Annotated in this window: 11 protein-coding genes; 5 read left to right on the top strand and 6 right to left on the bottom strand. The window is 40.5% G+C overall.

Annotated elements, in window-relative coordinates:
- Positions 1-16 precede the first annotated feature (16 nt).
- Together AACZ73_RS05660 and AACZ73_RS05655 are read left to right on the top strand one after the other, a co-directional pair.
- Positions 17-586 (top strand): TlpA disulfide reductase family protein, encoded by a 570-nt coding sequence (locus AACZ73_RS05660; protein WP_339876167.1) that lies wholly within the window; start codon positions 17-19, stop codon positions 584-586.
- 315 nt (positions 587-901) lie between these two features.
- The gene (locus AACZ73_RS05655; protein ID WP_339876165.1) at positions 902-1,543 is read left to right on the top strand and encodes a hypothetical protein; all 642 of its coding nucleotides are present in this window, start codon (positions 902-904) and stop codon (positions 1,541-1,543) included.
- 77 nt (positions 1,544-1,620) lie between these two features.
- Here AACZ73_RS05655 and AACZ73_RS05650 read toward each other — a convergent pair whose 3' ends face one another.
- Together AACZ73_RS05650 and AACZ73_RS05645 are read right to left on the bottom strand one after the other, a co-directional pair.
- Positions 1,621-2,757: a DUF4249 domain-containing protein gene (locus tag AACZ73_RS05650; protein ID WP_339876163.1), complete on the bottom strand. Its 1,137-nt coding sequence runs from the start codon at positions 2,755-2,757 to the stop codon at positions 1,621-1,623.
- A complete protein-coding gene (locus AACZ73_RS05645; RefSeq protein WP_339876161.1) occupies positions 2,750-5,167 on the bottom strand; it encodes a carboxypeptidase-like regulatory domain-containing protein in 2,418 nt (805 codons plus the stop codon). Before AACZ73_RS05645 ends, AACZ73_RS05650 begins: the two co-directional genes overlap by 8 nt.
- 267 nt (positions 5,168-5,434) lie before the next feature.
- Between AACZ73_RS05645 and AACZ73_RS05640 the strand changes: the two genes are divergently transcribed.
- On the top strand, positions 5,435-6,706 hold the full coding sequence (locus tag AACZ73_RS05640; RefSeq protein ID WP_339876159.1) for an alpha/beta fold hydrolase: 1,272 nt from the start codon (positions 5,435-5,437) through the stop codon (positions 6,704-6,706).
- Between the two features lie 108 nt (positions 6,707-6,814).
- Here the strand turns inward: AACZ73_RS05640 and AACZ73_RS05635 are convergent, their stop codons facing one another.
- Together AACZ73_RS05635 and AACZ73_RS05630 are read right to left on the bottom strand one after the other, a co-directional pair.
- Positions 6,815-9,160, bottom strand: coding sequence for a TonB-dependent receptor (locus tag AACZ73_RS05635; protein WP_339876157.1), 2,346 nt, complete (start codon positions 9,158-9,160; stop codon positions 6,815-6,817).
- Positions 9,161-9,318: 158 nt separating this feature from the next.
- Entirely contained in the window at positions 9,319-9,660 is a 342-nt protein-coding gene (locus tag AACZ73_RS05630) for a hypothetical protein (protein WP_339876155.1), read from the bottom strand.
- 243 nt (positions 9,661-9,903) lie between these two features.
- On the opposite strand from AACZ73_RS05630, the gene AACZ73_RS05625 reads away from it, so the two are divergent.
- Positions 9,904-11,463: an SDR family oxidoreductase gene (locus AACZ73_RS05625; RefSeq protein ID WP_339876154.1), complete on the top strand. Its 1,560-nt coding sequence runs from the start codon at positions 9,904-9,906 to the stop codon at positions 11,461-11,463.
- Positions 11,464-11,817: 354 nt separating this feature from the next.
- Here AACZ73_RS05625 and AACZ73_RS05620 read toward each other — a convergent pair whose 3' ends face one another.
- Positions 11,818-12,639, bottom strand: a complete 822-nt coding sequence (locus tag AACZ73_RS05620; RefSeq protein WP_339876153.1) for a purine-nucleoside phosphorylase — start codon at positions 12,637-12,639, stop codon at positions 11,818-11,820.
- A 95-nt stretch (positions 12,640-12,734) separates the two neighbouring features.
- On the opposite strand from AACZ73_RS05620, the gene AACZ73_RS05615 reads away from it, so the two are divergent.
- Positions 12,735-13,259 carry an NAD(P)H-dependent oxidoreductase gene (locus AACZ73_RS05615; protein WP_339876151.1) on the top strand — a complete coding sequence of 175 codons (525 nt, stop codon included), beginning with the start codon at positions 12,735-12,737 and terminating at the stop codon, positions 13,257-13,259.
- A gap of 3 nt (positions 13,260-13,262) precedes the next feature.
- Here the strand turns inward: AACZ73_RS05615 and ftsZ are convergent, their stop codons facing one another.
- A complete protein-coding gene (ftsZ, locus tag AACZ73_RS05610) occupies positions 13,263-14,954 on the bottom strand; it encodes a cell division protein FtsZ (protein WP_339876149.1) in 1,692 nt (563 codons plus the stop codon).
- Between the last annotated feature and the right edge of the window lie 23 nt (positions 14,955-14,977).

Raw genomic sequence — 14,977 nt, 5'->3', positions numbered from 1 at the left:
ATTACTTTCCGTCCTAATGAAAAAACTTTCACTGATAATTTTCGCTCTTTTAGGCTCCTACACCTATTCTATGAGCCAAACTAATAACTTATCTAAACCAGGTGGACTTGAGGATATCTTCACAAATGCTAGGGAAAGGACTCTTGGACTCCCTGTTGGTACTGAATTCCCAGATTTTGAGTATATAGATTTAAACGGAAACAAGCTTGAATATTCAGACCTTAAAGAAAAACTAATTGTTCTTAACACATGGTTTGTTGGATGTAAAGGCTGTAAGGAAGAAGAAGAGAACTTGAAAAAGCTAACCCAAGAATTCAAGGATAGGGATGACATTGTTTTCTTAAGCTTTGCGATGTCATCACCACAGAAAATCGAAAGGTATTTTTCTAAATGGGGAGATTTTGGATATAAAACAGCCAGCGTCGATAAAAAGTGGGTTAATGAAAAACTAAAAATCAACTCTTCACCTACTCATTACATAATCAAAGACGGTATTCTGGTAGAACAAATAACTATCTCTCTTTCCCATTACCTTCTCGCAGACTGGTATAAAAATAGGATTTTGGAGTTTGCTCCAGAATCTTAAAATAATCTTTACCAATAGTTATTTACTGTCATTATTCTTTATAAATCATTTCCAGTTCTAAATAATCTCACCAAGCGTCAGAAATTAATGTTTCGCCTTTTGTTGCTAAGTGTGACCATGATATTTTTCGGGGCTTATTTTAAAATTAACGGTAAACCAAACACTGATTTAATCTTAGGTTCAGCAATGATTCTTCAAGTTTTTTCAATAGTGGGGTTGTTGAGCAAATGGGCTAAGTATAGAACGATAAGTGAAGTTTCGAAATAGTCCTCTACTCTAAACCATAGCTTATAAACAAAACCTACAATCTTCATTTTGAAAAAGGGAATACTACTGCTATTCATAGTGATAGCCTTTGCTGCCTGCACCTCAACTAATATCTACACTCGGTTAAAATGCCATATTTGTCTAGCTCAGACAGACGGCGTTTTGCTTTTGCCTTTACCATGGGACGCAGGTTTCAGCAAGCTTTCTCCTGGTGAGCAAGCTTATCTCGAACTGCAAGTGTTGGACATTCTTAGGGAAAAAGGATTTACAAAAGTTGAACTCTACGATCGTCTGGAACACGAACTATTTTCCGCAGGAATAACAGAACCAAATGATCCCGAACAGCGAGCAAAAGTGAATTCTAGTTTAGGATATCCTTACTTTCTAGGAATTACTCTGGGAGATACTAGAAATTCTGAAGAATGGGATTATAGAACTGAACAGGAGCTTTACGAAATGAATCCACCTGCTCCAGACATGGAAATATCAGCCACTATCAGAGTAGCACTGATTGAAACTTCAACAGGAAATATCGTGTCTGACAATGCTATTATTACAAAAATCAGTGAATGGGGGACTCGAGACAAAGACGGCGGAGTAAACTTTTGGAACTTTGGATCTGTAAGTCAAGCAATTCGAAAAGCTACTAGCAAAGGAATTGCGAATATGGTTAAAGAATGTGGATGCTAAATCGCATTCTCTAGACATTAAATTGAAAATCCTTACTTTTTCAAGTCTCTAAACTTGGAACAAACAAACTGTTTTCTTTACTCATCAAACCACCAATGTGGTGTGTCATTCGTACTATTTGGAAATTCACTGCATCTAAGGCAGGTTTTTGGATATTCATCGTAAGGTTTTGATTTATCATAGGTGCAAACCTCAGGTTCAAAATAAGGGATATCTGCACGGGTAGTATAAATGCGGGATTGCATCACTCTTGCCACCTCGAAATTTCCCAAGACAACCTCATCTTCATCATCAACATTGATGATATTTCCACGAATCGGCGCAGGTGGAGTATCGAATACAGAACCTGAGTTATTGACCAAGTCTCTAACTTTTCTCCAATAGTCGTAGGAAGATTTTGTAATACTTGTCTGACGCACATTGAAGTAATGTCTACTAAGAAAAGACTCATCTATGACCCGCTCAGCAACAATCTGTGATAAACTCCCGCTTAGTTCACCTACCAAATCTCCACTTAGCAAGGTGATCCGCTCGGGATCGGGAAAACCAAAAACATAGCAATCCGGTGGAGGCTGATTAAATGGATTCGGAAAGAAAGTCAAATCCCAAAAATAAGCCTCATCCACATCCCATCGCAAGTAATATCCTCCGTTTTGTTCTGGCAAACTCACATCAGTATTAATAGAAATGTAAGCGATTTCTGGATTATTATTAAAGACTCCCCGGTTAAAAGTATATCCTAACTCATCTTCTCCAACTACTGTAGGGAGCATCTCTGGCTCGGAAATGTATTTTCTTCCTTTGACACTAATCTCAAGATGATACAAAACTCCATCCTGAATCTTCACCGATGAATCCAACCTATACTTTCCTGGCTGTACTTCCAAATAGCTCCAATTATCTCCCAGATCACTCACCAAAACAACTGCTCCTGAAACCGGTCTTGGCAGGTCATTCAGCACATAATAATTCCCGGATAAAATAGGCTCGCGATCCGAAGAAGTGGTCTCGGAGAGAAACACATACTTATGCTCAGATAGGTTTGAGATTTGCCCGGAAACTACCAGTTTAGCCTTCCCTTTATCGAGAGGGAAATCAATTTTCTCCACGCAAGACCCAATCATTAAGACCAGAATTACAAATATTCCAAAAACTATAAGCCGAGCTTTAAACTCAGAAAACTGATAGCTGATAACTGATAACTGCCTACTCATCCTTACATCCTCCAAATTGAATACTATATGAAATAGATGGGAAAATGGCTCCCAAAATTGCCAATCGAAAAGGTTTTAATTGCTGGGCATCGCCATCTTTTTTCCAAAAAACTGAATAGGCATTTCTTCTTCCCAACAAATTGTAAATACTTAGATTCAAACTATCCCCATTTTTTGAAAACACTTTTTCTAAGTTGTAAGAGATGTCTACACGGAAATAATCCGGTATTCTGTATTCATTTCGATTGCTATAATCTGGGACAATGAGCCCTCCTAGTATGTAGCTAGCGTTTACCGCATTTATCGGTCTTCCAGTGCTGTAATTTATGCTTAGATTCAATAGGCCGTTTGGATACATTTTACGACTTACAATAAAATTCACCTCATGCGGCTTATCGTAGTTTGAAGGAAACCATTCACCTTGATTGATTTGCTCTTCGGAAAATGCACTGGTTGCCCTGAAAAATGAACGGGAATAGGTATAGGCCAACCAGCCAGTGAAAACCCCCAAATTCTTTTTCACCAAAAACTCTACTCCATAAGCTTTCCCTTTGCCAAATACCAGTTCCGTCTCCATGTGCGGATTTTGAAATATCTCCGCAAAGTCTCTGTATTCCACTTGATTTTCTGTCACACGATAAAATCCATCAATAGAAAACTCCCATTTATTATCCTTGGCGTTCTTGAAATAGCCCAGAGAAAAACTGTCCGAACGCTGGGGAGGAATATAAGTAGTACTCAACTGCCATAGGTCGATTGGTGTGGGTCCAAACGTATTTGAAACTGATTGAATGTATTGGTACAATCGCGAATAACTCAGCTTCACCGATGAATTTGAATTAATATTTTGTCGCAAAGAAAATCTCGGTTCTAGCCCAGCATAGCTTTGAATACTTCCTTTATTTATTACCTCAGATCCAATAATATTATCAGCTGTGATAGGTTCATTCGCCTTGTATTGAAAGACTGTGTCTGGACCGAATTGATTATAAGTGGAGTAGCGAAGACCCGCCACTATTCCAGTCTCTTTACTTATCTCCCATTCCAAAGATGCAAATGCAGACAACTCCAAGCCTCGCTCCTTTCCAACTTGGGACTTTTCTGTGACGGACAAATTATCATAGGGAGAAAGCTCTTCTGGCTTGCCTTTGTAGTAAATCCCTTCCAATCCACCGGTGACTGCAAAATCCGAATTGGCCCAAACTCCTGACAACTTTCCTTGCTGGTAATTCATTCCATTATCTACTCTTGCTGCATCTATTCCCTCAGGATCAAAAAATGCGTTATTGAAATTTGCATCAGCAATTAGGGCTGAAAATGATAAGTTTTCAGTCAATACACCTTGATATCTCAAGGAACTAACCCGATTAGTCCAATCGTATCCAAACTCATTGGAGAATTTAAAATAATCGCTGGTAATCATCGTATTGGCTTCAATCGTATGGCCAGTTGCTATCTCCCAATTCAGCCCAGCATAGATATCGTAAAAGTCGAGTTTGCTATTTTTGATATCGTAATCCCGCGCTTGCTTCAGCAGCCAATTAGTATTTGATATACGCCCTCCTAGAATCAAGGAAACTTTCTCCTTCACTAAAGGGCCTTCCAGCAAAAGCTTGGCATTGGAAGTTCCTACACCCGCTTGTCCACGCCAGCTTTTTTTATTGCCATCCCGCATCGTTATATCCAGAGCAGAACCTGCTCTGCCACCAAATTTTGCAGGAAGATTGCCTTTATACAATGTGAAAGTCTCGGTAACATCTGTATTGAAAGCAGAAAGAAAACCCAAAGCATGGTTGGAACTTAATACCAAAGCCTCATTCATCAACAGTAGGTTTTGATCTGTTTTAGCCCCTCGCACATTAATGCCTGAAGTGCCCTCGCCTACCGAACTCACTCCCGGAAGAAGCTGCAATCCTTTGAAAATATCCGCTTCTCCAAGGAAAGCAGGAATTGCCTGAAGTTCCCGAGTGGTCAGTTTGGTCATACCTGTAATCGGATTCCTGACATTGCGATCCGGCTCATCAGACATCACAACTACTCCCTCCAGCTCATAGCTTTTATCTTGCATTTTCAGATTCACTACTCCATCGGCGTATAGTATTACCTGAATAGAAATCGGGATTTTGGAAACATGCCTGAAAGTCACTGTATGATCACCAGGAGAAATTTTGATGTAATAAGTGCCAAATCGATCCGAATTAATTCCAGTATAAATACCATCAACATGGATCCCTGCACCATCTATAGGTTCCAAGGAAATCTTATCTAGAATTCTTCCGGTAAGCACATAGTTTTGGGGATGACTTCCTTCATTTTTTCCAAAAGAAAAAGTCAATGAATCCGTCTGGGCAAAGCCAAGATTTGGATAAAAAAAGAGCGTGAAAAATAAAAGAAAATAAAAATTCCGCATACTTACCTAATATAAGAATGGTTCTATAAATAGTCTAATTTCGATCACAAATGGATATCGGTAAATATCCTAGTGTTCAAAATTGTATGCATATTCTCTCCTACTTTCCCATACAACTATACTAAAGAGACAAATGACTTAATAAACAATCTCTTGCTTCTTATGCACAGTCAAATATTTTGTTAACACTTGTAAAAATCTGTAAATCAGCATTCCGTAAGTTATATTTTTTAGGTAACTTTTAGTTCAAACTAATCTGCTCATTATATGAAAAAGTTCTTTTTACTCGGTTTCCTATCAGCATTTTTAGGTTCAGCACATCTAAATGCTCAAACAACTGTTCAACTCGTGACGGTACAAGGAAATGAGATCAAGGCCAAAACTTCAGGCTTAGCGGAGCGGAAAGCTCATCAACCTATTGTAATTCTAGAGGCTGGAAACGGAGAAAGTTTAGAATTATGGAATTCAGTTTTTGACCAAATCTCAGAGTTTTCTCCTGTTTTAGCATATGATAGAGTTGGTTTAGGAAAGTCTCCTGCAGAGCTTGACACGCTTACGTTAGACACTCGCGTTCAGCAACTTGAAGAACTATTAGAGGAAATGAAGATTCAACCTCCATATATTTTGGTAGGAAATAATTGGGGAAATCTGCTCACTAGACAATTTGCAGAAGATCATCCAAGTGAAGTAGAAGGCATGATCTACGTGGATCCTGTAATTGATACTGAAAATGAGACTCAGCTAAGTGCCTACCTAAGTGAAAATGGATTAGATGGGAAAACCGTAGCAGCTGAATACATGGATTATCTAGCCCAACGAATGACTGGAAATTACTCTGGAAATAAGTTGGAAGCTCAACTGTTTTATGACATTCTAAAGGAAAATAAACTAATCTGGTCGTCTCAAGCAGTTCCTGAAGTAGCCTCGGTGGTGATACTAGGGAGAAGTAACAATGTGTTTCCAATGATGAATAGGCTATCCATGAATTCTCAGGAATTCTACAAATTATTAATAGCCAGCAAGCTGGACTTCTTTGATGAGTATGCACTAATTCGCCCAGAATATTCGCTGCTATTGACTTCTGGTTTTATGAATCGCCTGCCAAACACCGAGCCCACACAAATTGCCCAATCTGTTCGCCAAGTACTCTACGCAGACCCAAATAAGAAAATCGTAAATGCAGCAAACAGACTTTCACCAGAGGAATTTGCTACGTTTATTTCTAATATAGGAACCTATATTCCAGCTTCATTATTGACAGAAGAAGATTTCAACATGTTAGGCTATAGCTTAATGCGATTTGATAAATACAAGCATGCATTGGCTCTTTTCCAATACAACCTGGAAAACCACCCGGATTCTCCAAATGTCTATGACTCCATGGGAGAAGGCCTTGTCGCACTAGGAAGAGTGGAAGAGGCTGTGCCATTGTTCAAAAAAGCTGTGGAACTGGGAGCTGAACCTCAACACCGTGATTACGAGCTCTTCAAAAAGGATTTGATTAAAGGACAAGAGATGCTGGCGGAGATGAATAAATAGCCAATGTGCTGGTAATAGAGTTTAAATTAAAAAAGCTTTATAGTCCGTGTTTTTATTGGCTAAATATGTAACATAAACCGAAGCTCCTTCGAACTTCGGTTTATGTTTTTAAAACTCTACTCTATAACTGAGAATTGGAATAAGTGACGTTTGATAGTAGGTTATTATTTCCGAGGTCATCGGCTCAAAATAGCTACCATAGACATTCTGCCTGTTAGTGGCATTTTGAATATCCAGCGCCCAAGTTCGGGTAGACTTAGGCTTATTTTTCTTAAGGCTTAGTCTCAAGTCTGTTCGGAAATAGGATGGGTTTTGAGAAGAGTAGGCCAAATTATCATCATAAATCCCCTCGCCTTTTTCTATGGATTCTTCCAAATTTAAAGGTGTCGTGCGCAGTCCACCGGAATAAATTGCGCGGACATTCAGTCCGAGCACCCGCTCCTTTTTAAGTTTATATTCCTTACCGGCAGTGAGCGTCACATTGAAATTGCCATTGTAGGCGGTGTTTCTCCAGACATCCTCATTCGTTTTATACTTTGAGCTGTAAACTGAAGTAGAAAGAAGAAAATACAAATCGTTATGGGTAAACTGCTCGAGAGTAAGCTCCACACCATAGTTTCTTCCAAAACCCTCATTTACCAGCGGATCTGTGGCAAAAGTCCATTGCTGATTAATGATGGAATAAGTCTCATCTACTCCGCTTTTGATCGGAATATTGAAAAGATGCTGGTAATAAGTTTCCACTTTCATTCGCAAGTAAGGTGTCAAGGAGCGATCATAGCCCAGCACAAAATGATGTGATTTGCTCAGTCCTAGATCTTTGTTTGGAAGGATAATTTGGCCATTTACCTCTTGCTCCGCAAAGTATGTCCCAAGTGGCTGTACCTGCGAATGCAATCCATACCCAAAGCTCAATCGTTGCTTTTCATCCAAGGCATAAGAAGCACTAAGGCGTGGCTCAATCGAATTAGAATTATTAAGCAAAAGCTGCAAATAATGAAGACCTAAATTAACGGCCAATCGCTCATTGGCGCGATAATTCAATTGGGAAAAAGCCTGAACACTCTGGGTATTTCCTTTTGTATTGATATTGGTTTCTAAACTTTGGGTTTCTTCCTCATAATTATCCTCCCGTAGATTGTAGTACAGCTGGTTCACATAAAACCCGCTTCTCAAATTCGCTTTTGCAGAAAACTTGGTATTCAATACAGAGCTTAATGTGATTTTTGAATTGCTGTAGTTTTCATAAAAACGATCCTGAAACTGTAGATTATCATCCAGTCTATGCTCTGTTGTACCCAGTGCATTCCCTGAAGCGAGAACCGTAGTTTGCAAGAAGTTTGCCTCATTCAAGATATAGGAATGCTTGATTCCTACTGCTCCTGTGTTCGAAAAGAAAGTACTGCCATAGCGATCACCTTCAGATTGCCATTCCAGTGAATCAGTCAAAGCATCACCATCCTGATCACTTAGCCCTCCGAAGCCAAATAATGTGATGGTACTTTTTTGTCCAGTTGGCAAATAAACATTGAAAGATAAATCCTGAAAATTGGTAACAAAGTCGCCCAGCGGAAGCCCAATCTTTGAAAGCAGAGATAGCGTGGAATATCTATAATTAATCAGATAAGAACCTTTGTAGTTTTTGGCAATTGGACCTTCTGCTGCCACATCTAAGCCAAGAAATCCTGCCTGTAGTGTGAATTCCTGATTTTCATTATTCCCTTTGCGCAAGCTCAGATCAAACACACCTGAAAGCGCATTCCCATATTCCGCTGGAAAAGCACCAGTCAGAAAATCTGAATTAGCTAAAAGTTGGGAACTTAAGATCGACACCCCACCACCGGAAGTGCCTGGGTTGACAAAGTGATTAGGGTTTGGAATTTCTATGCCCTCCATTCTCCAAAGCAATCCATTAGGACTATTTCCACGAATCGAAATATTATTATTACCATCATCTGTGGAGGTAACTCCTGAAAAAGAAGCGGCCATCCGACCAGGATCATTCACTGCAGCGGCAAACTTCCTCGCCTCTTCCACGGAAAATGTTCGCCCACTCACCTGAATCATATCATTTATTGTTCGGTCTTTATCAGTTGCGGTAACAACAAATTCATCGATCTGGGTGATATCTTCTTCCAAAGGAATTGTGAGCACGACTTCTTTGCCTGAGTTAAGTTGCACGTTCGGAAAGACAATTTCTTTGAAACCTATAAAACTGATTTTAAGCGAATAGGCTCCCAATGGAAGATTAGCAATTTTGAAATAGCCATCCACATCGGTGGTAGTTCCGATCACCGGGTCTGAACCCAAACTCATGACCGTAGCACCAGGCATGGGAGCTTTTGTGATTTGATCGATCACCGTACCACGAATAGTTTGGGTGAGCTGCTGAGCTTGAAGGGGATTTATTCCCATCAAAAATAATATCCCAAGAATCTTAGTAAACGAATTCATACTAATTGGTTTAGTTTGATTCTATGACAAGGGCTCAGAGATTTACCCTTAGTGGCAAGGAATAATTTTAGCGTCAGCAATAAAACGGATAAAAAAAACCGAAGCCCTTTTGGACTTCGGTTTAGCCTTTAGATTTCTCTTACTCAGAAAATATCTTTCTATTTTTTTACTTCTTTCTTCAACTCGAAAGGCATTTCATTGCCCTCCATAGAAAAAGTGAGTTTCATGGTATCTCCTGTTACTTTGCCTTTAATTGGCATTTCACCACCCATGACATTTATGGTAAATGATATGTCATCGCCCTTGATTACTCCATTGGTGATCTCAATTTTAGTACCATCTGGACCTATGGTAGACCCTCCTATTTTCTCACCATCTTGAGTAAAGTTATAAACCACTTCAAATTGGTCCATAATCGTTCCTGTCCATCTTCCAGTAACATCCGTCGCTGAGGTAACCATAGAGACCATAAAAAGCATAATCAGCATTAGTGTTTTCATCTTTTCAATAAATTTTAGGTTTTGAGTAATTGTTATTTTATAGTAACAAGTTATGCCAATTTAATAAATACACAATTTTAAATAACTATTATATTATTATTCAATAGATGCTATTGAAAAAGGCCAATCTAACCGAAGTTAGGTTCTCCTAGTAAAGTTTAGTGATTGTCAAATTCATTCTACCTGATAGCAACTATTTCCATTTTTAAAATCTCTACTTTTGCGCCCTTGTATTTAACTACCATGGAAAAGGAACCAGCATCTGTAACCCCAGTGAAAATCACCCCAGAACAAATCGCTCAAGCCATTGAAGTGCTCGAAGGGTTGAATGCGGATACTGACCAGATTTTTGATATTCCAGCGGAAACTAGACTTGCGCTCTTAATGGCTGCAGGACGATTTTCCAGACCAAGCAAAGAGGAACTTGCTGAGCGAAAAAAAGGAGCAAAAAAGATTCAAAGAAAGAAAACTGCAGACAAAGACAAATCTGCCAGAAAGACCACTGGCATCCGTTCTGCCCGGGAAACTTCGATATTCATAGCACCAACAATGTTAGATTTAACTGGTAAGGAAGCAGAAGAAGCTATCATTCTTGAATCACCTCGGGAATGCTATGTCTGCAAAGAATCCTTTGACAGATTGCATCATTTCTATGATACCATGTGCCCAAGTTGCGGGGATTTCAATTATGCCAAGCGTTTTCAAACGGCAGATCTGAAAGGCCAAGTCGCATTAGTGACAGGTTCTCGGTTGAAAATCGGCTACCACATTACACTGATGATGCTGAGAGCGGGTGCAACTGTCATTTCCACAACTCGATTTCCGGTGGACTCAGCTTTGCGTTTTGCCAAAGAACCTGATTTTAATGAATGGGGAGACAGGCTTCACATTCATGGCTTGGATTTGAGACATATTCCTAGTGTGGAGATTTTTTGTAATTACATCGAGCAGAAATATGATCGCTTGGATGTGCTGATCAACAATGCCGCTCAGACCGTGCGCCGACCATCAGGCTTTTACCAGCATTTGATGGAGAACGAGTCTTTGGCTTGGACGGATCTCTCCTCAGCTTCGCAAAAATTACTTTCAGATCATCATGCTTGTCTGCAAGAAATACGCATTCTCAGTCAGGAATTTGCCGAAGGAGAAAACAAAAACCTTCCAGTTTCTTGGCATGGAAAGCAATTGGGAATAGGTCTAACTTCTTCTGCTCAGCTCACGCAAATCCCATACAGCATTGATGATTCGTTGAGTTCGGAGGAGATTTTCCCAATTGGAAAACTCGATGCTGATCTCCAGCAAGTTGACTTGCGAAAGACAAATAGTTGGAGATTGAAACTTGGAGAAATCCACACCAACGAAATGCTAGAAGTGCAACTCGTGAATTCAGTGGCGCCTTTTGTCCTTTGCAACCGCCTGGTAAACATTATGAAGAAGGATAACACGGGCAAAAAGCACATCATAAATGTCTCTGCAATGGAAGGTAAATTCCATCAGTTTCACAAGGAAGCAAGACATCCTCACACCAATATGGCTAAGGCTGCATTGAATATGATGACCCTTACCTCTGCCGCTGATCTTCCAAAGTTTGGGATCTACACCAACGCTGTAGACACTGGCTGGGTAACAGATGAAGATCCTGCAGAATTGGCAAAGAGAAAGCAAGATTTACATGATTTCCAACCACCACTTGACATAGTTGACGGAGCCGCCCGAGTGATGGACCCTTTATTTGATGGAATAAATACGGGCAAACATTGGAACGGGAAGTTTTTGAAGGATTATAAGCCGACAAGCTGGTAGAGTTTTCCCGCGCCAGCGCAAATGCTTTGCGTAAGATCGTCATGTCTGTCACACTGAGCGAAGTCGAAGTGTCTCCCGCTAAGGCGCAAAGGCGCAGTTTTTTTAGATGTTAAGTCAACATTATGGACACCGACATTTCCGCAAAAAGCATGGCGAATTAGTCAGTCCCAGTTAAAAAAGGGTTGAAAGCTCTAAATCACCTAGCCCGGCCTGTAGAGTCAGCCTGAGCGAAGTCGAAGGCTCTTTTCAATTTAAGTAAAATTATTGTCCTCGACTTCCCTCGGACTGATACAGTTTGCTGAGTAAAACCATACGGCCCAGCTTCAGGACAAACAGGACAACGTAGAGAAACGCTCAATCCATCTGTCTCACCAATTCCTTAATAATCTCAGCCATCACAGGTTCAGCTTTGGCTGCAGCTGCAAGAACTTCGGCAATAGTGACAGGTTGAATTTTCCCCTCGACCCCCAAATCCGTTATAGCAGAAATGCCAAAAACTTCTATTCCCGCCTGTCGAGCTACGATCACTTCAGGCACAGTACTCATTCCCACTGCATCTGCCCCCAATCCTCTGAGGTACTTGTATTCAGCGGGAGTTTCCAAGTTTGGACCTTGCACTCCAACGTAGACTCCTGTGTGCACCCGAAAGTTGTTTGCTTTTGAAAAACCCAACGCTCGTGCGATCAAGTCTTTAGAAAAGGCATCACTCATATCCGGAAATCTAGGACCAAATTCATCATAATGCTTTCCACGAAGTGGGCTCTCAGGAAATTGATCAATCTGATCCCGAATTAGCATTACGTCTCCTACTTCCTGGTCTGGATTTAGACCTCCACTGGCATTAGATACTAAAAGCGTTTTTATCCCGAGCTTTTTCATGACTCTAACAGGAAAAGTAACCTCCTTCATGGAATACCCTTCGTAGTAATGAAAGCGCCCTTTCATTGCCATGACTTTTTTCCCTGAAAGCTCTCCAAATATCAATTTACCTGAATGACTTTCTACAGTTGAAACCGGAAAATTAGGAATGTCAGCATAGTCAATTTCTTTTTCAACGGTGATTTGATCACCTAAATGCCCAAGGCCTGTACCGAGAATGATCGAGATTGCTACATCACTAGTATATTGTGAGCGAATAAAAGATGCTGCTTCCGAGATTTGATTTAGGTACTTCATAAGGTGTATTTTGCCAGCCCTAAATATATAAATTACCGCCCAGCTTCGAACTTTTGCCTGGGCAAGAGTGTATTGCTTTCAGAAAAAAACATGCAATGATCAAGATAATCGTAGGAACTAACCGAAAGAATTCTGTCTCCAAAACAATCGCTGAACTCTATCAAACCATTTTAAATGAGAAAGGTGAGGAATCCAGAATCTTGGAATTGGAAGATTTACCAAGTGATTTTATTGATAATGCTTTGTATGAAAATAATGGGAAACATGAATTGTATAACGAGTTCCACGATCAATTGGTGGATGGTAAAAAGTTTGTATTCATAGTGCCTGAGTACAACGGTTCTTTCCCTGGTATCCTAAAAACCTTCATAGACGGGATGACCTATCCAAATACATTTAAGAATAAAAAGTGTGCTTTGGTGGGTATTTCATCTGGAATAGGCGGCGGTGGCATCGCAATGAGCCACCTTACCGACATCTTCCATTATCTGGGTATGCATGTCCTTGCTCTCAAACCAAAACTGGCTAAAATAGAGCAAAACATGTCAGATAACCTGCTCACCAACAGGCTGTACATGGACTTGCTGCAAACCCAGGCAGACATGCTGCTTGAATTTTAGGACTTAGTCCACATTATCGTGCAGGAATCTGTTGTTTCCTAGAATCTCATTATCATCACTCAAATTGTATTTACTGATACTTGGCTCTGAGCTATGCTGAGGTTCTTTCAATACTACGTTTTTACGTTGATAGGCGGGCACTTCCATTTTCTCTTTCAGTTCTTCCGGAGTTGGGTTGAATGCGCGGTTACCTTTTAGCTTTTCGAATCGCTCGTGCGCTCTTTGAATTGCCTTCTGCTTCATTTGCTCATAGTAATCATTTGCAAAAGCCGGAGTAGCTGGTTCTTCTTTTTTAGCCTCTTCACCTGTGTTCTTTTCTTCCTCTTCTTCGAAAAGATCATGAACAATTTTCTCCTGGGCAGGCTTTGGAGCTTCAGGCTTCATTTCTTCTTTCTTCATAAAAGAAAATAAGCTTTCTTTCTTTGGAGCTTGCTTAGCCGCTTCAATTGGCTCTTCTCTCTTAGGCGATTCTGCCACTGGCTTCACTTCCGGAGCTGGTGTAGGGGTTGGAGCTGGGGTTTTCGGCATTGAGAAAACAAATGTTGATCCGTTAGCAACTGGCTCTTCTTTCACTTTCTCAGATTTACCAGAATCCAAGTTAATCACTGTTTTCTCTTCCTCAATCTCTTCTACTGGAGTGCTAGCCACTGGAGCAGGTGCCGGAGTTGCCACAGCTTTTGGAGCTTCTACTTTTTGACCAGTACCTTCTAGTCTATCCATCTGAAAACCTGTAGCAATTACAGTTACACGAATGGCTTTGCCTAATTCAGGATCAATACCTTGTCCAAAAATAACTTCTGCATTGTCACCAGCTTTCTCCTGGATATACTCAGTGATTTCGCTCAATTCGTCCATTGACAATTCTTCGTCCTCGCCAGACATAATAGAAAGCAATATTTTCTCAGCTCCTTTGATGTCCACATTGTTCAACAATGGAGAAGAAATAGCAGCACCGGCAGCGCGGATCGCACGTCCTTCGCCTTCCTCAGTGGAAGAGCCCATTACGGCAGCACCAGCATCTTTCATTACTGTCTTCACATCTTCAAAATCCACATTGACATCCTGATGAACAGTGATGATCTCAGCAATAGATCTTGCTGCAGTAGATAAAATATCATCTGCTTTGCTGAAAGCCGTTCTGATGGCAAGGTTGCCATAGATCTCTCTTAGTTTGTCATTCAAAATAACCAAAACAGTATCGCAATTCTCACGAAGAGACTCAATACCACTCTGAGCTACATTCATTTTCTTCTTTCCTTCGAACATGAACGGAGCGGTCACAATACCCACTGTCAGGATATTCAACTCTTTTGCAATTCTAGCAACAACTGGTGCTGCACCGGTACCGGTACCTCCACCCATTCCAGCCGTGATAAATACCATCTTGGTATTATCTGCCAATAGCTCACGGATTTCATCCTCTGATTCTATAGCTGCATTTCTTCCTTGCTCGGGATTGGCACCAGCACCTAGACCTTCGGTCAGATTGGCTCCTAGCTGCAATCTCAGTGGAACTGGGCTGGACTTAAGCGCCTGCGCGTCGGTATTGACTACCACAAACTCAACGTCCTTAATTCCTAGACCAAACATGTGGTTTACGGCATTAGAACCGCCTCCACCTACGCCGATTACTTTTATAATCGACTTCGGGTTTTTGTGTAAATCAAATCTGTAATCTTTCATGTTATCTGACATATGTATTGTTATTGGTGAAATTT

It is taken from the genome of uncultured Algoriphagus sp. (genome assembly GCF_963974835.1).
Lineage (GTDB): Bacteria > Bacteroidota > Bacteroidia > Cytophagales > Cyclobacteriaceae > Algoriphagus.
Note: the sequence above shows the minus strand (reverse complement) of the source record. Positions and strands in the feature narration are given on the sequence as shown.

Excerpts from the sequence above, each read along its gene's own strand:
- ftsZ (WP_339876149.1), bottom strand. The coding sequence starts at position 14,954 with ATGTCAGATAACATGAAAGATTACAGATTTGATTTACACAAAAACCCG.
- AACZ73_RS05645 (WP_339876161.1), bottom strand. The coding sequence starts at position 5,167 with ATGCGGAATTTTTATTTTCTTTTATTTTTCACGCTCTTTTTTTATCCA.
- AACZ73_RS05660 (WP_339876167.1), top strand. The coding sequence starts at position 17 with ATGAAAAAACTTTCACTGATAATTTTCGCTCTTTTAGGCTCCTACACC.
- AACZ73_RS05630 (WP_339876155.1), bottom strand. The coding sequence starts at position 9,660 with ATGAAAACACTAATGCTGATTATGCTTTTTATGGTCTCTATGGTTACC.
- AACZ73_RS05650 (WP_339876163.1), bottom strand. The coding sequence starts at position 2,757 with ATGAGTAGGCAGTTATCAGTTATCAGCTATCAGTTTTCTGAGTTTAAA.
- AACZ73_RS05640 (WP_339876159.1), top strand. The coding sequence starts at position 5,435 with ATGAAAAAGTTCTTTTTACTCGGTTTCCTATCAGCATTTTTAGGTTCA.
- AACZ73_RS05620 (WP_339876153.1), bottom strand. The coding sequence starts at position 12,639 with ATGAAGTACCTAAATCAAATCTCGGAAGCAGCATCTTTTATTCGCTCA.
- AACZ73_RS05615 (WP_339876151.1), top strand. The coding sequence starts at position 12,735 with ATGATCAAGATAATCGTAGGAACTAACCGAAAGAATTCTGTCTCCAAA.
- AACZ73_RS05635 (WP_339876157.1), bottom strand. The coding sequence starts at position 9,160 with ATGAATTCGTTTACTAAGATTCTTGGGATATTATTTTTGATGGGAATA.
- AACZ73_RS05625 (WP_339876154.1), top strand. The coding sequence starts at position 9,904 with ATGGAAAAGGAACCAGCATCTGTAACCCCAGTGAAAATCACCCCAGAA.